This window comes from Flavobacterium resistens (assembly GCF_900182645.1).
GTDB classification, from domain to species: domain Bacteria; phylum Bacteroidota; class Bacteroidia; order Flavobacteriales; family Flavobacteriaceae; genus Flavobacterium; species Flavobacterium resistens.
Genome location: NZ_FXTA01000002.1, coordinates 915,501 through 935,037 on the forward strand (window position 1 = coordinate 915,501; position 19,537 = coordinate 935,037).

Here is a 19,537-nt window from a genome sequence, read left to right on the forward strand (position 1 = left end):
AAAAAAGCCCGCACTTCCTAAAAAAAAGTACAGGCTTCTTAACCAACCAAATTAAAACCTATTTTAAAGTATTAAGCTTGTTTTACAAATTGTAATTCAATGTTTAATTTTACTTCTTCTCCAACTAAAACACCTCCAGTTTCAAGAGCTGAGTTCCAGTTTAAACCCCAATCTTTACGATTGATTTTTCCTTCAATGCTTAAACCAACTTTTGTATTTCCCCAAGGATCAGTTAAGATTCCGCTATATTCTACTGGGAATTTTACTTCTTTTGAAATTCCTTTGATTGTTAAATCTCCAGTTAATTGATAGTCTCCAGCATCAATTTTTTTGAAAGATGAAGCTTTGAAAGTCAATTTCGGATTATTTTCAACATCAAAGAAATCAGCACTTCTTAAATGTCCGTCTCTGTCTGCGTTTGCAGTGTCGATAGAAGCGATATCGCCAGAAAACTGGATATCTGCATTTTCGAAGTCATCTCCTTCTGTAGTAATTGTAGCGTCATAAGTTCCAAATTTACCTGAAACATTTGTAAACATCATGTGTTTAACTTTAAAACCAATTTCTGAATGTGTTGGGTCAATTGACCATTTTGTAGTTGCCATAATTTTATTTTTTAAATAATTAATTTATTTGTTTCATTTTGATAGGACAAAGTTACGGTGGTAGTAAGCGTAACGCACTTAACCTAGATTAAGAAATAAAAAATGTGATAATTTTTTGATTATCACATTTTTAATATTGTCGCCCTGAGTGAAGTCGAAGGATTATTTTTTATCATTCATATAAAAACTCAAAGCTCCCGAAGGACATTTATGAATTGTCTCTATAATTTTATCTGTAGTTGAAGCTTCAGGCAAAATCCAAGGTTTTTCTTTTGGATGAAAAACATCCGGATTATTTTTTACACAATTGGCCGAATGTATGCATTTTCCTGATTGCCAAACAATCGTTACTTCGCCGTTTGTGTATTCTTTAGTTAGGTTATTTGGATTCATAATTGAAGATTTTAAATAGTTCGTTTTAAGTAAATTAAGACCGATTTTCGTCAAATAAAATTACATTTTCTTTTTGAGTTTTGATGAAATTAGAATAAAAAAAGAAACGATAATAAGCTGAAAACCAACTTAAATATCGTTTCTGAAAAAAATATTAATTGTAATCTTGAATTAGTAATTCATCGGAATATCCATCAATAAAAATTCAGCATCTGTATTTGCTTTAATAGTTAAAGCATCAACTCCTGAAATTCCAACCGCATCACGAGAGTTTAATTCCTGACCGTTGATGGTTATATTTCCTTTCAAAACGAAAGCGTAAACCCCGTTTCCTTCTTTTTTAATTTTGTATTCTGTTGCAATTCCAGCATCAAAATTCCCCATATTAAACCAAGCATCCTGGTGAATCCAAACTCCTTCATCATCAGCATTCGGAGATAAAATTTGAGACAGTTTATTATGTCTGTCAGCAACATTTAAAGTGATTTGTTGGTAACGTGGCGTAACATTTCTTTTGTTTGGAAATAACCAGATTTGCAACAATTTAGTCTGTTGATCAGCATTTGGATTAAACTCACTGTGTTGAACTCCTGTCCCTGCGCTCATCACCTGAATATCACCATTTTTGATGATTTCAGTATTTCCCATACTATCTTTATGTGCCAAATCACCTTCTAACGGAATCGTAATGATTTCCATATTATCGTGCGGATGTGTTCCAAAACCCATTCCGCCCGCAATCGTATCATCGTTCAAAACACGAAGCGCTCCAAACTGAATTCTATCCGGATTATACCAGCTCGCAAAACTAAAGCTATGATAAGCGTTTAGCCAACCGTGATTTGCATTTCCTCTTGTGTCTGCTTTGTGCAATACTATATTTTCCATGATTTTGTCCTTTTGTTAATTTTATAGTACAAAGATACGGTCAAGGTCGAGGAAAAGCACTTAATCTAGGTTAAGAAAGGTTCTGAGGTTCTAAGTGACTAAGATGCTAAGGTTTTTCTGGAGCAGAAATATAGTTTTCAAAAGACGTTTAGTCCCGCTATCCGTTTCAATCTTTTATGGTGAACCCCACCATAAAAGGATTTCCACTTCTATCGGGGCTATACTAGAAGAATCTTTTTCATGAGTCGTTCTATATCTAGCTCAAAAAAGTAACCACATAGTTTGTCATTCCGAGGAACGAGGAATCTCCGTAAGTAGCTCCGCATAGTATGTCGTCAATCTTTGTAGAGTTTCTTAAGGAGATTCCTCGTTCCTCGGAATGACAAATAATACGTGATAAAAAAGAAAGGAATAAATTATTTAATCCTAATCAATTTCCCTTTTCCAGTTACTACATCAAGGTAATTAGAAACGGGACTTTGCTTGTCATGCATAAAAAAATCAATAGTATCTTTTGCAATTTGATCTTTCGGAATACTTATAATTAAATCTCGATTAATGAAATGATCCAATAATATTACATTGCCATAAGAAATTTTTCCTTTTGGCAAATACTTGTTATCAAAAGCAAAAACGCTATCCTTAAAAGTAATTTTATCTTTTTGAATATAGGAATTTTCGTCTTCAATCAAATAATTGTAACGACCAGTAAGTTTGTCCGTTTTTTGGTTGAAGTTGATAAAAAACAAGGTTATTAATAAGGCAAAATATTTCATAATGGTTTAACTATATTGATTTATAAACTGCTGAACAACTGCATCCGTATTTTCATGGCGTTTCTCTTTCTCCAAAACAGTCGGCGGAGCGCTTCTTTCCAAACAATCTTTTACTGAACAAGTCTCACAAGTTACACCAACAATTCGTTTCACCAAAGGTTTTCCGTCAATGAATTTGAATTTCTTTTTCATTGTCGGATTAATCAAGATTCCAACTGAAATACTGCGAATATAATTTTCTGCAAAAGGATCTTTTGTGGCCGATGAAAATACTAAATATTCGTTTCCGCTATTCGCATAACTAGATATTTGTGCGTCAAAAAAATGAGATTTATTTTGTTTGATGGCTTCGTCAATTGTTTTTACCGAAACCCATCTTCTGCAATAATGTTCGTTGGTTTCGTTGGCATGTGGTTCTTGTTGGTGCGTAATGTGCAATTCTTTATTTATCTGATAAAAATCGGAACCTATTTTATGGGATAATCTTAAAAAGAATAAGTTTTTCAGCTGAAAATCTTTCGGTAATAAATTCGTTAATCGCTGATAAAAAGATTCAGGTGAAACTTCAAAACTTTCTATTAAAGAAACAAATTCTTCCGGTTTCGGATTTTCATTTTCCAAAAAAGAATTGATTTTATCTACAACCAATTTTCTTGGTAACAATAAAGCACCGGCAAAATAAGAAGCGTAAAAATTATTCAAAACCTGATCAAAATTTTCAAACTTAATCCAGCTGAAAGTGAGCAAACGATCGGAGATTTTTAAATAATTATAAGCAATTTCTTTAGCTAAAATAAAAGCTTTCTGCGGAGCGTCAAGTTCTGTAGAAAGCAATAAAGTTTTGCTTTTTGGAACATAAATCGAACGCAGATCGTCCAAGGCTTCTTGGTCTGCAAATGCAATTTCCTTTATAATGTATTCGTATTCTTCTTTTAAAATTGCTTCTAATTCTTCTATGGTAATTTTTGAATCTAAATTAATCTGAAACGACTTTGAAAACGCAATTACTTTTTCTTCTAAATCTTCAAAGTAATTACTGTGCGCTTCCTGATACGAACGTAAAGCGGCTAAAAAGAAACTTTCACGGCTTAAATTGTAATGTTGCGCAATTTCGATAATAGTACTAATAAACGCATTGACTTTGGCTGGAGCATTCGCAATAATATCAATTAAATCGGCTTCCTGAATTCCGAAAAGCTCTAGCGGAATCTCTTTTAAAATTCCGGATTTTAATATTTCACCAATCGGAGCGAGGTTGTTGTCGAGTTTTAAAGACACCATTTGGTCGTAAGTCACGTCCAAATGTTCGCAGAGCAATAAAATTTTATCTGTTTTTGGATATTTTTTTCCCTTTTCAATCTCGTTTAAATACGATTTTGAAAGATTTGTCAATTTGGCTAAGCCAAAAAGCGACAGATTTTTTTGCGTTCTGACTTGCTTCAATTTTAGTCCGAAGATCAGCTTTATATAGTCTTTTTCGATATCCATGAACCAAATATAACTATTATAAAAATAATCGCCAAAAAATTATTTTTAATATTTAGCGAACGTTCGCTTGTTTTGTAAAAAACTTTTTTATAATATTGTCATGTAGAAATTATTAAAAATCAAAACGTTACGATTTTGATATTCTGAAATGAATAGACAATGATGCAACGATGAGATTTTCTTCTAATAAAAAATAAAACCACAGCTATGAAAAACCAATTAGAAATTACCGAAACGGCGATGGAATTTTTAGCCGAAAAGAAGCTTCGTTATCCAAAAATCTGGACAGAAGAAGCGATTGTTTTTATAACCGAATTGCATAGAAAATTCGAATCACAACGAAAATTATTGCTTTTGCAGAGAGAACAAAAACAAGTCACTTTTGATCAGGGAATCATGCCGACTTTTATTCCAGAAACAAAAAGTGTAAGAGAAGGTAATTGGGTGGCTGGTGAAATTCCGAAAGATTTATTAGACCGAAGAGTTGAAATTACCGGGCCAGTTGATCGCAAAATGATTATCAATGCGCTAAACTCTGGAGCAAAAACCTTCATGGCCGATTTTGAAGACAGTACTTCGCCAACCTGGCAAAATTTAATGGACGGGCAAGTAAATTTAATCGATGCGGTTAATAAAACCATTACGTATACTGATTTGGTGAAACAAAAGTCCTATCATTTAAACGAAAAAATAGCAACGCTAATTGTGCGCCCAAGAGGTTTGCATTTGCCAGAAAAGCATGTTTTAATTGAAGGAAATGAAGTTTCGGGTTCTTTGGTAGATTTTGGATTATATGTTTTTCATAATCATAAACGACTTTTAGAAAACAATTCAGGACCCTATTTCTACATTCCGAAATTAGAACATTATCTGGAAGCGCGCTGGTGGAATAATGTAATTGATTTTACTGAGGATTATTTAAAACTAAAACGCGGAACTATAAAAGTGACGGTTTTAATTGAAACGATTACAGCAAGTTTTCAATTAGATGAAATCATTTACGAATTGAAAGAACATATCGTAGGCTTGAATTGCGGGCGTTGGGATTATATTTTCTCTTACATCAAAAAGTTTAGAAAAAATTCAAAATTCATTGTGCCAGATCGCGATCAGGTAAACATGACTTCGCCTTTTATGAATGCGTATTCTAATTTGGTTATTCAAAGATGTCATAAAAGAGGAATTCATGCGATTGGCGGAATGGCCGCTCAAATTCCGATTCGAAATAATGAAGAAGCCAATGCAGTTGCTTTCGCAAAAGTAAAAACGGATAAAGAACGTGAAGTTCGAAATGGTCACGACGGAACCTGGGTAGCGCATCCGGATTTGGTTTCAATAGCAAAAGAAATTTTTGATAAAGGAATGCCAACTCCAAATCAGATTCACATTAAAAGAGAACACCGAAAAATTACAGAAGCTGATTTAATTGAACCACCAATTGGAATCATTACTGAAAGTGGCGTTCGAAAAAATATCAATGTTGGAGTTCTATATCTGGCTTCATGGCTGAACGGACAAGGCGCCGCAGCTTTGCATAATTTGATGGAAGACGCTGCAACAGCCGAGATTTCGAGATCGCAATTGTGGCAGTGGCTTCAAAATAAAGTGCTTTTGGATAATGGGCGAAAATTAGATTTGGCTTATTATCATGAATTGGCTTTAGATGAATTCAGAAAAATCAAAGAAGAATTAGGTGAAGAAAATCACGAAAAACAACAATTTCCGCTGGCTGAAAAAGTACTGGAAAGATTAGTTGTAAATACTGATTTCGTTGATTTCTTGACGATTCCATGTTACAAATATTTATAAAGAAAACGTTGAGTTTTATTTAAACACATAGAAACATAGATTTTGATTTTTAAATAAAAAAGGTAAAAGAAAAAACTAGTTTTCACACATAGTGCTATGTGCATTGAAACAAGTGAAATGCCTTTAACCACAAAGAAAGACTATGTTTCTATGTGCTTAAAAATTAATCTCAAAGAAAAAAATGAGTCTGGGTTAAAAACTAAAAACTAAAAACTGAGACTGAAAACTATAAACTTTACTAACCACTTTAACTATACTATTTATGAAAACAACAGAAGACAGAATTCAGGAATTGATTAACGATTGGATTACGAACCCGAGATGGAAAGGTGTTGAACGTCCTTATACTGCGAGTGAAGTAGTGACGCTTCAGGGTTCGTACCACATTGAGCACTCTATTGCTAAAATGGGAGCGCAAAAATTATGGAAAAAGTTAAAAAGTCAGGATTATGTAGCTGGTTTGGGGGCGTTGACTGGAAATCAAGCGATTCAGGAAGTCGATGCAGGTTTAGAAGCGATTTATTTAAGCGGTTGGCAGGTTGCTGCTGATGCAAATCTGGCGGGTGAAATGTATCCTGACCAATCGCTTTATCCTGTAAACAGCGTTCCGATAGTGGTAAAAAAGATCAACAATGCTTTATTGCGCGCTGATCAAATTCAGACCGTAAATAACATTGAAGATAAAAAAGATTACTTAGTTCCGATTGTAGCTGATGCCGAAGCAGGTTTTGGGGGAAACCTAAATGCTTTCGAATTAATGAAATCGATGATTGAAGCGGGAGCTTCTGGAGTTCATTTTGAAGATCAATTGAGTTCTGCTAAAAAATGCGGACACTTGGGCGGAAAAGTTTTGGTTCCAACGCAAGAAGCAATTAATAAATTAATAGCAGCGCGTTTGGCCTCAGATGTTATGGGGGTTTCAACTTTAATTGTTGCAAGAACAGATGCAGAAGCGGCTAATTTATTAACGAGTGACGCAGATCCAAGAGACAGAAAATTTTTAACCGGTGAAAAAACGGCTGAAGGTTTCTTCTATGTGAAAAACGGAATCGAACAGGGAATTGCAAGAGGTTTGAGCTACGCGCCTTACGCCGATTTAATTTGGATGGAAACCAGTAATCCGGATTTAGAATTCGCTAGAAAGTTTGCAACAGCAATGAAAAAAGAATTTCCAGATAAAATGTTGGCGTACAATTGTTCGCCGTCATTTAATTGGGCGGCAAAATTAACAGTTGCCGAAATGGAAACGTTTAGAGAAGATTTAGCAGCAATGGGTTATAAATTCCAATTCATCACTTTGGCAGGATTTCATGCTTTGAATACAAGTATGTTTGAACTGTCAAGAGCGTATAAAGAACGCGGAATGGCAGGATATTCTGAATTGCAGGAACGCGAATTTGCTTTACAAAAAACTGGATTCAGAGCCGTAAAACACCAGGCTTTTGTTGGTACTTCTTATTTTGATGCGGTTCAAAACACGGTAATGCTAGGAAAATCAGCAATAACGGCAATGGAACATTCTACTGAGGTTGAGCAATTTTAATTTTTTTTTCGCTACGAATTCACGAATTATTTTTTTTATAATCTTTGAGGATAAAAATTCGTGAATTCGTGGCGGAAAACTTTACTTTTTCAAAAGCCTAGCTTTCATTTTACTGAAGAATTCAGGTGTTACGCCAATGAAAGAAGCAATTTGTTTTTGCGGGACTTTGTGTACTAATGTTCCGTATTTTTTAGTGAATTTTTCAAAGCGTTCTTCTGCAGGTAAACTCAAGTTATCCATTAATCTTTGTTGATTGGCAACTAACGAATTCTCAATTAAAATCCTAAAAAAGCGTTCAAGTTTTGGAATTTCAAGATACAATTGTGCTTGGCTTTCTTTAGATAAAGAAACAACTTCGGCTTCTTCCAGAACTTCAATAAAAAGCTGACCCGGTTTTTCCGAAAAATAACTGTACATATCGCTTATCCACCAGCCTTCGCAGGCAAATGAAAGTACATGTTCAACAATATTATCGTTGATATTGAAACTTCTTAAAATTCCTGAATTAACGAAATAAGAATGTTTACAGACTTCGCCGGCATTTAATAAAACCGTTTTGGCTTTATAAGTATGCGTTTCTAGTTTTGATAAAAAAAGATTTTGTTCTTCTGCTGTCAGAGAAACGTGTTTGGCAATATTTTCAAGGATTAATGCCATTATTTTTTCTCCTCTATTAAGGTAAATGATGTTGCTACAAAACGATCCTTTACAATTGAACCTGTAACAGAAGCTTTTCTGATAGCGTTGCAAAAACCATCTTTTGCGTGCGCATCACCATGCTGATCGATTTTTGTTCCGTCAACAAAATACGATTTTCCGTCGATTCTAACCGCTAGATCACAGCTTTTACCTTTCATTCCAAATTGACATTCTCCGCACGAAGCTTCAACCACTGTTGGTTTGTCAAATTTCTTTTTGTCTTGTGCCTGCACTGCGATTCCAATAAAAAGGAAAGTCGCTAAAAGTATATTTTTCATAGTTAAGAATTTACAGTTATTAATTTTGCGGTTTCTTTGGCGCGTTCGGTTACTTCATTAATTGGAGTTGAAAGTGTATCATGGCTTAAAACAACACCCATTCGGCGATAGGGTCTTGAAGTTGGTTTTCCAAAAATCCTAAAATCGGTTTTTGGTAAAGCTGCTACTTTTTCGATTCCGGTAAAAGTTGGATTTGTAGAATCTTCTGACGCTAAAATTACGGCACTTGCTCCGGCTTTTTCTAAAGTAATTTCAAAAATAGGAAGACTTAAAATGGCTCGTAAATGCAATTCGAATTCGTTGAAATTCTGCGTTCCAGCTAAAGTTACCATTCCAGTATCATGCGGACGCGGAGAAAGTTCAGAGAAGTAAACGCCTTCTTTTGTTAGGAAAAATTCAACGCCAAAAAGTCCAGCACCGCCAAGCGCTTCGGTAATTTTTTCAGCCATATCCTGCGCTTCGTATAAGTCTTTTTCAGAAACCGAAGCTGGTTGCCAACTTTCCTGATAATCACCTCTTTCTTGTCTGTGACCAATTGGAGCGCAAAATAAAGTTGGATTATTATTTTGAGTAATCGTTAAAAGCGTAATTTCCGAATCAAAATTCACAAAAGCTTCTACAATAACTTCAATAACATCGCCACGAGAGCCAGCAACGGCATATTGCCATGCTTTTTCGATATCGCTTTCGGTTTTTATAGTCGATTGTCCTTTTCCTGATGAAGACATTAAAGGTTTTACGACGCACGGAATTCCAACTTCCTGAACAGCTTTTTGAAGCTCTTCGGCTGAAGTTGCGTATTGATATTTAGCAGTTTTTAAACCTAATTCTTTAGCTGCTAAATCGCGAATTGCTTTACGGTTCATTGTAAAGTTTGCCGCTTTCGCTGAAGGAACAACGGTGATTCCTTGCTTTTCGTAATCGTAAAAACGTTCAGTGCGAATGGCCTCTATTTCAGGAACAATAAAATCGGGTTTGTGTTTGGCTACGATTTTGTCAAGCGCTTCGCCATCGAGCATGTTGATGACTTCAAAACCGTGAGCAACTTGCATTGCCGGTGCATTTTCGTAACTATCAACTGCAATTATGGTTTGTCCGATTCGTTGTGCGGCAATGACAAATTCTTTGCCTAATTCGCCTGAACCTAGGAGTAGTATTTTCATTTTGGAATGTTGTATTGTTTGAGTAGTAAAAGTAGGGAAAAATGTTTTTAACCGCAATCCCGATAGCTATCGGGAGCAAAGATTTACGCGAAGAACGCTAAGGTTTTGCTTTTAAGTTAAATTAGAGCGCAAAGAATTCCTCACGCAGATTTTGGAGATTTGGGCGATTTAATTTAATAACTAACTTGCCTTTTAGATAAAGTAACCATATAGTTTGTCATTCCGAGGAACGAGGAATCTCTGCAAGTAACTCCGTTCCAATAAACCAATCTTTGTGGAGCCACTTGTGGAGATTCCTCGTTCCTCGGAATGACAAGATTGAGGAAAATATGAAATGAAATTATAAACGTAAAAGTTCTTATAAAACCGTTCGCGTGAGGGATAGAAGAGGAAAGCCCACAGTCGTGAGGAACGAACAGGCGAGGACTTGAAACGGATAGCCCGGTTCGCCGCGGCGAAACACGCCCAAAATAAAAAACCGATACTTCTTTAAAAAAGCATCGGTTTGTATATTAGTGAAAATGATCTTCTTCAATCTCGAATTCTGCATCTTTTTCCCAGATTTCCATTTCGCAGGGTTTGCAGTTGAATTTTAGTTTGTATTCAAGCTCGCCTTGTTTTAATACTAATGGCTCTTTTACCTTAACACCAACTATGTCTTTTTGGTGTATTGGGCATTTTTTTAATTCGTATTTGATGCAATATTTTGTTGTCATTACACGAGATTTTCCTGGATCCCATTGTAATTCGAATGCTTTTTCGATTTCGGTTACACCGTGGCGTTCGTAGAATTTACGAGCCGTTTTGTTCGAAACGTTGTACATGAAATCCAATTTGGTTTCTGGATACGGATGTGACGTTTTTACTAATTGGTGTTCTTCACGTTTGTAATTTGCCAAACGAATTTCTGATAATTGCTCGTAAACTGTTCTTCTCATTTCGTTGATTTTTGAAATAGGAAGGAACCAGTTTTGAGAAAACATAATGTTGATTTCGTCAGCGCTGTAAGGTGTAAAACCTGTTTTAGCCAATTGAACTTTTATGTTTTCTTCGATTGATTCGCCTGTTTTTGTCTGTTCTTTTGAATGCTCCAAAATGACTGTACTTACGTTTCCGTCTTCGTCGGTTGCGATTAATTCAAAACCGTTTTCGTTTTCGGTAAGTAATAAAGTCGTTCCGATTTTACGGATGGCACTATCTTCTCTTTCTACAATTTTGATGAAAGCGATATCATTATTACGGTAAATGAAAGTCCCGTCTTTTATTTCTTTTAAAACATTTGGATATACTTTTCCGTTTTCAGCTTTGTTTACGTAGATTCCGTCAGCTTCGTTATTTTCGTTTATGAAACAAAGTCCGTCGCCGTTGTTTAGTAATTCGCCGTTTTCGATTTCGTAAGCGTTTCCAACAGTTCTAATTAATTTACCAATATATTGACCTTTTGATTTTGGGCTTTCCCAAGAACCAATCGAGCTGTGTCTTTCGTTTACGAAATAATCGGTATAGCCACGATTGAAAGTTCTGCTTAAAGTAGAATCAAAAGTATAAGTACATTTTCCAGAAGAAGCTTTTGTGTATTTATCGCTTCCTTCTAGATAACTGTCTAATTTTTGACGTAAATAGGAAACGTTATTTTTAACGTAGGCTACATCTTTTAATCTTCCTTCAATTTTAAAAGAAACGATTCCAGCTTCGATCAAATTTGGAATCTGATCTGAAACATCTAAATCTTTGATCGAAAGTAAGTGACTGTTTCGGATTAAAGTATCTCCGTTTCCGTCGATTAAGTTATAAGGTAAACGACAGTTTTGAGCGCAAGAACCACGGTTAGCGCTTCGTTCTCCATTTGCCACACTCATATAACAGTTTCCACTGAAAGAAACACATAAAGCTCCAGTTACGAAAAACTCTAATTCAACATCAGCTTCGTCGTAGATCGTTTTAATTTGATGCAGGTTTAATTCACGTGCTAAAACTACACGTTTAATTCCGGCATCTTTTAAGAATTTGATTTTATCGGCATCACGATTATTGGCTTGTGTACTGGCGTGAAGTACGATAGGAGGAAGCTCCATTTCCATAATCGCCATATCCTGAATAATCAAGGCATCAACACCAATATCGTATAACTCCCAGATCATTGCGCGACACGTTTCTAATTCGTTGTCGTACAAAATGGTATTCATAACCACAAAAACCTGTGCGTTAAATAAGTGCGCGTATTTCACTAGTTCTGCAACATCTTCAATAGAATTGTTGGCATTAGAACGTGCACCAAATTGTGGCGCACCAATATAAACTGCATCGGCACCACTGTTTATGGCTGCGATTCCTCCAATTAAATCTCTAGCAGGAGCTAATATTTCGATTTTCTTCTTCATTTCTAAAACTTTAGACTTTTGTGGTATTCCCGAAAAAAAGTGTGCAAAGGTCTAATAAATTATTTGAGTTTGCTAGTGATAGAGAGATTTTTTTGAAATTGTTAACTTAATATGGAATGAATTTATAGTTTATTCTGTGTTGTTTTTGAATTTATTTCCTAAGTATTCAAATTTTATTTGTTTGTACGATACATTTTTAATTTCGTATTTAAATCTTTTTGGGATTAAAACTGCTGATATATCCATTGGATCTGTATTTATCCAATAGTAAAGAAATAAAGTGTCATTCATTATTTTTGAATCTCCGTAATATATAAGGCCTCCCGTTTCATATTTTTCAACTATGATTTCAATACCTTTTTCTGTTTTTTTATGAGTAATTAATTCTGCAGTTTGACTTTCGTTTCTTTTTAAATAGTCAGAATCAAAAGCTTCTTCAGATGAGAATTTAATATTAATGTTTTTGGGCTCTTTTTTTTCACAGCTGGTGAATAAAAGAAGAATTATTAAATTAAAAAAAATATGTTTCATGTATTGTCGAGGTTGGTTTGAGATTAACAGTATTAAAAATATTTGTAGTTTCAGTTTTGAGAATGGTCTTAAAAATAAACAAAAAACTGCCCAGTTATTTAAACTAAGCAGTTTTTCTCAAAATAAAAAGCTAGAATGATATTAATTTGCTCTCATTTTAATTTGTGATAAAGTGTTTTGAATGCTGTTCAATTGTTTTGAAACAATATAAACCTGACTGTGTTCAAAATGGTTTTCGTCAAGTGCCATTTTGTATTTTTCAATTGCAGCTTCTTCACCTGTAACGCAAGCGTTGATGATTGCTTTTGTGTCGCCTCCGGTAAATGATGATTTGATATCAATCCAAGTGCGGTGTAAAGCGCCTAATGGTCCTCCGCCAGAAGTGTCTGTTGATTTTCCTAGTTTATTGATTTCGTCTTGTAATTCTACAATAAATAAGGCGCGTTCGCGGGCGTAATCAAGAAAATCGGCTTTCATGGCTAGATTTTCTACGTGTTCAGCGGCGTTTGTATATCCTAGTTTTCCGTCTTCAAGAATTGAAATTAATCCATTTAAAGTTTTTACGGTTTCATCTGTGTTTACATCTGTATTTGTCATGATAAATAGTTTTTAATTAATACATTACAAAGTTGACGATTTCTAAAACGTTATGTTTTACAGGATTATAACTGTCGTTTTACAATATTGTGGAATGGGAATTTTGAAAGTGTTTTTTTTGCTCTCGCAGATTTGGCAGATTTTTTAGATTTTTTTCTTTTGAAAATGAATTTTCTCGTTTACCGTTTTGCGTGAGGGATAGCAGTGGAAAGCCCACAGCCTGACGAAGGAAGTGCGAGGACTTGTAGCGAATAGCCCGACCCGGAGGGACACGCCCAAAATACTGACATAAAAAAACAGCTTAAAGTATAAAAGTGATGAAACTTTTGAACCTTAAGCCGTTTTAATAAAACTTATTATATTATTATGCAGTCAAAGCTTCTTTGATTCTGCGTAATGCTTCTGTTAAAATATCGTTGCTTGTTGCGTAAGAGAAACGAATACAGTTTGGATTTCCGAAAGCGTCTCCTGTTACAGTCGCAACATTTGCCTCAGCTAAAAGATACATAGAAACATCATTTGCATCTTTAATTTCGTGTCCTTTTAAAGTTTTTCCGAAGAAAGAAGAAACGTCTGGGAATACGTAGAATGCACCTTCTGGAACGTTGATTTTTACTCCTGGGATTTCTTTTAATAATCCAACAACTAAATCTCTACGACCGTGGAAAGCCTGAACCATGTGGTTTAAAACACTTGGATCTGCATCTACAGCTGTAATTGTAGCGCGTTGTGCTACAGAGTTTGCTCCAGATGTTACTTGTCCCTGAATTTTTGTACACGCTTTTGCGATGAATTCTGGTGCGCCAATATATCCAATTCTGTAACCTGTCATGGCAAATGCTTTTGCAACTCCGTTTACAGTGATTGTTCTTTCTAACATTCCCGGAATTGAACCGATACTGCAGAAAGTTCCTGAGAAATTGATATGCTCATAAATTTCGTCAGCAACTACGTAAATATTTGGGTGTTTTTCTAGAACTTTTGCCAAAGCTGTTAATTCTTCTCTGCTGTATACAGACCCAGATGGATTACATGGAGAAGAAAACCACATCATTTTTGTTTTTGGTGTGATTGCAGCTTCTAATTGTTCTGGAGTGATTTTGAAATCTGTTTCAACAGAAGTTGGAACTTCAACTGGAACTCCGCCAGAAAGTTTTACGATTTCGAAATAAGAAACCCAGTATGGTGCTGGTAAAATAACCTCGTCACCGTCGTTTAACATTACTTGCGCAATGTTGTATAAAGATTGTTTTGCTCCTGTAGAAACTACGATTTGGGTTGGTTTGTACTCTAAATTATTGTCTCTTTTGAATTTTCTGCAGATTGCTTCTCTCAATTCAAGGTAACCTTCTACTGGAGAATAAGTGCTATAATTTTCGTTTACTGCTTTTATTACTGCTTCTTTAATGAAGTCTGGCGTGTTGAAATCAGGCTCGCCTAAACTTAAACTGATAATGTCTTTTCCTTGTGCTTTTAATTCGCGTGCCAATGCAGCCATTGCTAATGTCTGTGAAGTAGCAAGATTGTTGATTCTGTCCGAAAGAATATGATTCATTATAAAATTTTTGATGTCCTTAAATTTGCTGTGTTGTTTAAGGAAGGTTAATTATTAATAGATTTTTTTTTAGTTTTTAAACTGATAATTCTGGCTTCATTCCTAAGTCACGTAAATGTTTGAAGTGAGCTACAATAGCGCTTCGCATAGTTTTGTATTCGTAATATGGCAGGTTGCATTCTTTTGCAGTTTCCTTCACGATTTTTGCAATTTTGCCATAGTGAATGTGACTAATATGTGGAAAAATATGATGTTCGATTTGATGGTTTAATCCACCTGTGTACCAGTTTACAATTGCATTTTTTGGAGCAAAATTAGTTGTGGTATACAATTGGTGAATAGCCCAGGTGTTGTCCATTTCGCCTAATTCATTTGGCTCTGGATTAGTAGTGTGATCAACAACGTGTGCTAGTTGAAATACAATACTTAAGATTAATCCTGTTGTATAGTGCATTACAAAAAATCCAAGAACCACTTTCCACCATGTAATTCCAATTACGATTGGCAATACAATCCAGATGGATACATAGATGATTTTTGTGATAATTAAAGTTGTCCAAAGGATTTTTGGGCTTTTTGGTTCTCCGTAAGATAATTTTCTTTTTAGGTAATTACGCATTTGCTTAAAATCGGTTGTAATTGCCCAATTGAAAGTCAGTAATCCGTATAAGAAAACAGAATAATAATGTTGAAAACGGTGAAAACTATGCCATTCTGCATGTTCTGTAAAACGGATAATTCTTCCTGCATCAAGATCTTCATCATGTCCAGGAATATTAGTGTAAGTATGGTGCAGTACATTATGCTGAACTTGCCAGTTGTAAACATTTCCAGCCAGAACATAAATAGTTCCACCCATTAATTTGTTTATCCAGCTTTTGTTCGAATAAGAACCGTGGTTCCCATCGTGCATTACGTTCATTCCAACGCCGGCCATTCCGATACCCATTACGATAGATAACAACAACATTACCCAAAAAGGCATGTTAAGAGTGAGGATTAAAAAATAAGGTGTTAAAAAGACCGCAAAAAGAATAACAGCTTTTAAATGCAGTTTCCAATTTCCAGTTTTCTGGATATTGTTTTCTTTGAAGTAATTGTTTACGCGAGAGTTAAGCGTTCTGAAAAACTTCAGATTATCTTGTCTTGCAAATGTAGGTGCAGGGTTATTCATAATTATTTTAAATAGTTTTCAAAGGTAATTATTATAAATTTTCAATTTGCAAAATTGAGTTAAATATTTCAATCGTAAAGTAGTACTTTTGTTAAAAATTTAGAGCAATGGATGAGATATTGAAATATTTTCCTGATTTGACTGATATTCAAATCAAACAATTTCAACAATTAGACTTTTTATACCACGATTGGAATGAGAAAATCAATGTGATTTCGCGCAAAGACATTGATTCATTATATACAAAACACATCTTACATTCGTTAGGAATTGCTAAAATCATGAAGTTTGAGCCTGGAACAACTGTTTTGGATGTTGGAACTGGTGGAGGTTTTCCGGGAATTCCGTTAGCGATTCTTTTTCCTGAAACTCGTTTTTATTTAATTGATGTTATTGCAAAGAAAATAAAAGTAGTTCAGGGAGTTGCCGATGCATTAGAATTGAAGAATGTAAAAGCGGAACAAAAACGTGCTGAATTGGTAAAAGGCGATTTTGATTTTATTGTAAGCCGAGCTGTAACGAATATGCCTGATTTTGTTTCCTGGATACATGATAAAATCAAAAAACAGCATAAACATACTCTCAAAAACGGAATTTTGTATTTGAAAGGCGGTGATTTAAATGAAGAATTAAAAGATTTCCCAAATGCGACTTTATATGATTTGGCAGATCATTTTGAAGATGAATTTTTTGAAACCAAAAAAGTCGTGCATCTGCCTTTAAAGTTTAAACCTTAAATTAGAGATTTAAAATATATAACCCGGATAGAATTAATAAAATTCTTCCGGGTTATTTTTTGAATTAATAGTAATTAAAATTAAGATGCTTTTTTTGATAAATGCAAAAACGGATTCGCTTTATGATCTAAATTGTTGATGAAATTATTCAATGCTGCTTCACAGGCTTCAGGAGTATAATGAAATTTTGAATCAAAGAAAAATTCTCGGCATATAACAGTTTCGTCAGATGAATCATAAAAGTCTTCATCACTTTGATTTGCCTCCCTAGAGTTATATGTACACGGATATGACTCTAATAAAGCTGTAATTGTTTGGTCAAGCCATTTGTCAAAAAACTTTTTCTTTGGAGTAATATAACGTGCAAGCAATACTAGTCCAATAAGCTCGCTTTGAAGAAAATAAGAACCTTTTCTATATCTTACATCAATCATTCTCACATTCATAAGTGCAACCCATAATGGTCCGTTTACTGAGCCAGAATCCGGAATGTCTAGTTCAGTATCAAATAGTAGAGGATCTGTTTCATGGCTATCGCGAACAGAACACCAAAGTGCTTCTATACGTTTTTGAATGTCATTTGTTGCCATAGAATAGCCATTAAAGCGCCATGAAAACCATTCTAATAAAGCTGCTGTTAGTCCTATGCAGGCTTTATGGCTAATTTGAGATAGTATGGTTTCTAATTCTTCATTTCCTTCTAATGGATCTAAAAACATTTCCATCTTTTTATTATTCCATTTAAAATCGATAGGATATCCAACACTTTTTGATTGTAGAATTATTTTCGGTACGTTGTTTAAGTTTCTCATATGCTGTTATTTAAGTTTTCCTATTTTTCAGCAAATTTATATGGGTGTTGTTTTTTTGAAGGGAATAAGAAGTTTTATTAATGTTAAAATAAGCTTTTTTGTTTTTTTAGTCGGCTGATTTTTAATTAAATAAGAAAAAGATTACAAATCGTATAATGCTAAAATGTAAGTCTCATTTTTGCCAATTTAGACTCGTATATTTTATTGCAATCAAGAATAAATCTCATTCATCACCTATTATTTTTCTTTCATGTACTTTTATTTGTTCAATCTGTATTAGAGAAATACCTTTACTTCAGTACTAAATATCTTTATATTTTGAAAATAACAAAAACAATATCGACTTACTGGAAAATTCAGATCATAGGTTGGAGTACAGCTTCTTTGTATTGGGGATTTCAGGCCTTTTTTAGTGGTAATTTTATATGGAAAATTGGTATTGCAGATTTGATACTGGATGTTTCAATTGGTATTTTGCTGACGCATCTTTATAGGAATTTTGTTTTAAAAAAGGAATGGAATAAATTGAATCTAAAAACATTAATTCCAAAAATTATTATCGGCGTTTTAATACTTTCAGTGATATATACAGTTTTAATTGCCGGCAAATTATACCTTGTTCGTCTCTTTATTCTAAAAAGCAATTCTTTGCCATTTATATTGTTTTTTAAATCGATAAAGTTGCAAATATTCATTACAGGTACAAGATTAATGGCTATTTGGGTATTGGCTTATCATCTTTATCATTATTCAAGACTTGAATTGCAAACTGAAAAAGAAAACGCTCGATTATCCGTCATACTAAAAGAAGCGCAACTTAATAACCTAAGCGCGCAACTTAATCCGCATTTCTTTTTTAATTCCCTGAATAATATAAAATTTCTGGTTTTAGAAAATCCGCATGCAGCCAGAAGAGCAATTGATCTTTTGTCCGACTTATTAAGGAATTCTTTAAATAGCAATATTGAAAAGCTAATCCCTTTAAGTGACGAAATAAATCTGGTTAAGGATTATCTCGAATTAGAAAAAATACGTTTTGAAGAACGATTGCAAATCAAAATTGAAACAAATGAAGATGAATTGACTCATTTAATTCTGCCTTTTAGTATTCAGACATTGGTTGAAAATGCCGTAAAACATGGAATTGAAAAAAGAAAAAACGGCGGATTTATAGCGATCAAAATTGAGCTTGAAAACAATTTTATGAAAATTACGGTTCAAAATTCAGGCAAACTCAGCAAAGAAATAAAAGATTCAGGTATTGGGATAAAAAACCTGAAAGAGCGATTGCTGTTACAATATAATGGAAACGCTTTTTTTGAAATTAAAGAAATGGATAATGAAACGGTTTTGGCGACAATTTTAATTCCATCGAAATGAAAAAGATAAAAGTTATAATAATAGATGATGAACGCTTATCAAGAGAAGAACTCAAGCAAGTTTTAAAATCATATGAAGATTTTATTCTTATTGGCGAGGCTGAAAATGCTGATGATGCCAAGGATTTGATCGAAACAAAAATGCCTGATTTGATTTTTTTGGATATTGAAATGCCTGAAAAGTCGGGATTCGATTTATTAGAATCTTTGAATCATGTACCAACAGTACTTTTTATTACAGCGTACAATCAATATGCTGTACAGGCATTTGAAGTAAATGCTTTAGATTATTTAATGAAACCGATAAGAGAGGAACGTTTCTTGAAAGCGATCGAAAAAATAAGAAACACTTTAAGTGTAAAATCTTCTGTAAATGATTCGGCAGAACAAAACCGAAGAATTTTTATTAAAGATGGAGAAAAGCGATTTTTTATTGCGTTAGATGAAATTTATTTGATTGAATCGCTGGAAAATTACACCAGACTTTTTTTTCAGGACAAAAAAGCAATGCAAAGGCGATCGCTTCGTCAGTGGGAAGAAATGTTGGATGAGAATGTCTTTTTGAGAATTAACAGAACCGAAATTGTAAACATTAAATACATACAAGATCTAAACAAAACAATTGATGGCGGATTGGAAATAAAATTAAAAACCGGAGAACTATTAAAAGTTTCAAAACGTCAATCGGTAAAATTTAAAAACAGCAACGGAATTTAATAGAACGATTAT

The 19,537-nt window shown here is 34.1% G+C and carries 19 protein-coding genes; 5 read left to right on the forward strand and 14 right to left on the reverse strand.

What is annotated here, in order from left to right:
• Positions 1–71: 71 nt before the first annotated feature.
• From FN795_RS10030 to FN795_RS10050, 5 genes are all read right to left on the reverse strand, one after another.
• Positions 72–605, reverse strand: coding sequence for a YceI family protein (locus tag FN795_RS10030; RefSeq protein WP_133526339.1), 534 nt, complete (start codon positions 603–605; stop codon positions 72–74).
• A 162-nt stretch (positions 606–767) separates the two neighbouring features.
• Positions 768–998 carry a (4Fe-4S)-binding protein gene (locus FN795_RS10035; protein ID WP_142450467.1) on the reverse strand — a complete coding sequence of 77 codons (231 nt, stop codon included), beginning with the start codon at positions 996–998 and terminating at the stop codon, positions 768–770.
• Positions 999–1,169: 171 nt separating this feature from the next.
• Entirely contained in the window at positions 1,170–1,886 is a 717-nt protein-coding gene (locus FN795_RS10040) for a pirin family protein (RefSeq protein ID WP_142450468.1), read from the reverse strand.
• 416 nt (positions 1,887–2,302) lie between these two features.
• On the reverse strand, positions 2,303–2,662 hold the full coding sequence (locus FN795_RS10045; RefSeq protein ID WP_142450469.1) for a hypothetical protein: 360 nt from the start codon (positions 2,660–2,662) through the stop codon (positions 2,303–2,305).
• Positions 2,663–2,668: 6 nt separating this feature from the next.
• On the reverse strand, positions 2,669–4,150 hold the full coding sequence (locus FN795_RS10050) for a helix-turn-helix domain-containing protein (protein WP_142450470.1): 1,482 nt from the start codon (positions 4,148–4,150) through the stop codon (positions 2,669–2,671).
• Positions 4,151–4,357: 207 nt separating this feature from the next.
• On the opposite strand from FN795_RS10050, the gene aceB reads away from it, so the two are divergent.
• Entirely contained in the window at positions 4,358–5,959 is a 1,602-nt protein-coding gene (aceB, locus tag FN795_RS10055; protein ID WP_142450471.1) for a malate synthase A, read from the forward strand.
• Positions 5,960–6,221: 262 nt separating this feature from the next.
• Positions 6,222–7,502: an isocitrate lyase gene (gene aceA, locus FN795_RS10060; protein ID WP_142450472.1), complete on the forward strand. Its 1,281-nt coding sequence runs from the start codon at positions 6,222–6,224 to the stop codon at positions 7,500–7,502.
• 81 nt (positions 7,503–7,583) lie between these two features.
• Here the strand turns inward: aceA and FN795_RS10065 are convergent, their stop codons facing one another.
• The 8 genes from FN795_RS10065 to FN795_RS10100 all read right to left on the reverse strand — a co-directional run bounded on the left by FN795_RS10065 (position 7,584) and on the right by FN795_RS10100 (position 15,880).
• On the reverse strand, positions 7,584–8,159 hold the full coding sequence (locus tag FN795_RS10065) for a Crp/Fnr family transcriptional regulator (RefSeq protein ID WP_142450473.1): 576 nt from the start codon (positions 8,157–8,159) through the stop codon (positions 7,584–7,586).
• Complete coding sequence (locus FN795_RS10070; protein ID WP_142450474.1) at positions 8,159–8,479, reverse strand: DUF6370 family protein; 321 nt, start codon at positions 8,477–8,479, stop codon at positions 8,159–8,161. Before FN795_RS10070 ends, FN795_RS10065 begins: the two co-directional genes overlap by 1 nt.
• A gap of 2 nt (positions 8,480–8,481) precedes the next feature.
• Positions 8,482–9,642 carry a formate-dependent phosphoribosylglycinamide formyltransferase gene (gene purT, locus FN795_RS10075; RefSeq protein ID WP_142450475.1) on the reverse strand — a complete coding sequence of 387 codons (1,161 nt, stop codon included), beginning with the start codon at positions 9,640–9,642 and terminating at the stop codon, positions 8,482–8,484.
• Between the two features lie 512 nt (positions 9,643–10,154).
• On the reverse strand, positions 10,155–12,023 hold the full coding sequence (locus FN795_RS10080; protein WP_142450476.1) for a peptidase U32 family protein: 1,869 nt from the start codon (positions 12,021–12,023) through the stop codon (positions 10,155–10,157).
• 129 nt (positions 12,024–12,152) lie between these two features.
• Positions 12,153–12,554, reverse strand: coding sequence for a hypothetical protein (locus FN795_RS10085; protein ID WP_142450477.1), 402 nt, complete (start codon positions 12,552–12,554; stop codon positions 12,153–12,155).
• Positions 12,555–12,695: 141 nt separating this feature from the next.
• Entirely contained in the window at positions 12,696–13,151 is a 456-nt protein-coding gene (locus FN795_RS10090) for a ferritin-like domain-containing protein (RefSeq protein ID WP_142450478.1), read from the reverse strand.
• Positions 13,152–13,515: 364 nt separating this feature from the next.
• Positions 13,516–14,706 carry a pyridoxal phosphate-dependent aminotransferase gene (locus FN795_RS10095; protein ID WP_142450479.1) on the reverse strand — a complete coding sequence of 397 codons (1,191 nt, stop codon included), beginning with the start codon at positions 14,704–14,706 and terminating at the stop codon, positions 13,516–13,518.
• A gap of 76 nt (positions 14,707–14,782) precedes the next feature.
• Positions 14,783–15,880, reverse strand: a complete 1,098-nt coding sequence (locus tag FN795_RS10100; protein WP_142450480.1) for a fatty acid desaturase family protein — start codon at positions 15,878–15,880, stop codon at positions 14,783–14,785.
• 107 nt (positions 15,881–15,987) lie between these two features.
• Here FN795_RS10100 and rsmG point away from each other — a divergent pair, with 107 nt between their 5' ends.
• Complete coding sequence (gene rsmG / locus FN795_RS10105) at positions 15,988–16,617, forward strand: 16S rRNA (guanine(527)-N(7))-methyltransferase RsmG (RefSeq protein ID WP_142450481.1); 630 nt, start codon at positions 15,988–15,990, stop codon at positions 16,615–16,617.
• Positions 16,618–16,697: 80 nt separating this feature from the next.
• Here rsmG and FN795_RS10110 read toward each other — a convergent pair whose 3' ends face one another.
• On the reverse strand, positions 16,698–17,429 hold the full coding sequence (locus tag FN795_RS10110) for a hypothetical protein (protein WP_142450482.1): 732 nt from the start codon (positions 17,427–17,429) through the stop codon (positions 16,698–16,700).
• Positions 17,430–17,747: 318 nt separating this feature from the next.
• On the opposite strand from FN795_RS10110, the gene FN795_RS10115 reads away from it, so the two are divergent.
• Positions 17,748–18,809 (forward strand): sensor histidine kinase, encoded by a 1,062-nt coding sequence (locus tag FN795_RS10115; RefSeq protein WP_142450483.1) that lies wholly within the window; start codon positions 17,748–17,750, stop codon positions 18,807–18,809.
• Positions 18,806–19,525 carry a LytR/AlgR family response regulator transcription factor gene (locus tag FN795_RS10120; protein WP_142450484.1) on the forward strand — a complete coding sequence of 240 codons (720 nt, stop codon included), beginning with the start codon at positions 18,806–18,808 and terminating at the stop codon, positions 19,523–19,525. The genes FN795_RS10115 and FN795_RS10120 overlap by 4 nt, the downstream gene beginning before the upstream one ends.
• Positions 19,526–19,537: the final 12 nt, after the last annotated feature.

Bases quoted from the DNA above. Each gene is read 5' to 3' on its own strand.
- FN795_RS10070 (WP_142450474.1), bottom strand. From the start codon at position 8,479: ATGAAAAATATACTTTTAGCGACTTTCCTTTTTATTGGAATCGCAGTG.
- FN795_RS10040 (WP_142450468.1), bottom strand. From the start codon at position 1,886: ATGGAAAATATAGTATTGCACAAAGCAGACACAAGAGGAAATGCAAAT.
- FN795_RS10090 (WP_142450478.1), bottom strand. From the start codon at position 13,151: ATGACAAATACAGATGTAAACACAGATGAAACCGTAAAAACTTTAAAT.
- FN795_RS10080 (WP_142450476.1), bottom strand. From the start codon at position 12,023: ATGAAGAAGAAAATCGAAATATTAGCTCCTGCTAGAGATTTAATTGGA.
- FN795_RS10100 (WP_142450480.1), bottom strand. From the start codon at position 15,880: ATGAATAACCCTGCACCTACATTTGCAAGACAAGATAATCTGAAGTTT.
- FN795_RS10050 (WP_142450470.1), bottom strand. From the start codon at position 4,150: ATGGATATCGAAAAAGACTATATAAAGCTGATCTTCGGACTAAAATTG.
- FN795_RS10045 (WP_142450469.1), bottom strand. From the start codon at position 2,662: ATGAAATATTTTGCCTTATTAATAACCTTGTTTTTTATCAACTTCAAC.
- purT (WP_142450475.1), bottom strand. From the start codon at position 9,642: ATGAAAATACTACTCCTAGGTTCAGGCGAATTAGGCAAAGAATTTGTC.
- FN795_RS10030 (WP_133526339.1), bottom strand. From the start codon at position 605: ATGGCAACTACAAAATGGTCAATTGACCCAACACATTCAGAAATTGGT.
- FN795_RS10120 (WP_142450484.1), top strand. From the start codon at position 18,806: ATGAAAAAGATAAAAGTTATAATAATAGATGATGAACGCTTATCAAGA.
- aceB (WP_142450471.1), top strand. From the start codon at position 4,358: ATGAAAAACCAATTAGAAATTACCGAAACGGCGATGGAATTTTTAGCC.
- FN795_RS10085 (WP_142450477.1), bottom strand. From the start codon at position 12,554: ATGAAACATATTTTTTTTAATTTAATAATTCTTCTTTTATTCACCAGC.
- FN795_RS10110 (WP_142450482.1), bottom strand. From the start codon at position 17,429: ATGAGAAACTTAAACAACGTACCGAAAATAATTCTACAATCAAAAAGT.
- FN795_RS10035 (WP_142450467.1), bottom strand. From the start codon at position 998: ATGAATCCAAATAACCTAACTAAAGAATACACAAACGGCGAAGTAACG.
- FN795_RS10095 (WP_142450479.1), bottom strand. From the start codon at position 14,706: ATGAATCATATTCTTTCGGACAGAATCAACAATCTTGCTACTTCACAG.
- rsmG (WP_142450481.1), top strand. From the start codon at position 15,988: ATGGATGAGATATTGAAATATTTTCCTGATTTGACTGATATTCAAATC.
- aceA (WP_142450472.1), top strand. From the start codon at position 6,222: ATGAAAACAACAGAAGACAGAATTCAGGAATTGATTAACGATTGGATT.
- FN795_RS10065 (WP_142450473.1), bottom strand. From the start codon at position 8,159: ATGGCATTAATCCTTGAAAATATTGCCAAACACGTTTCTCTGACAGCA.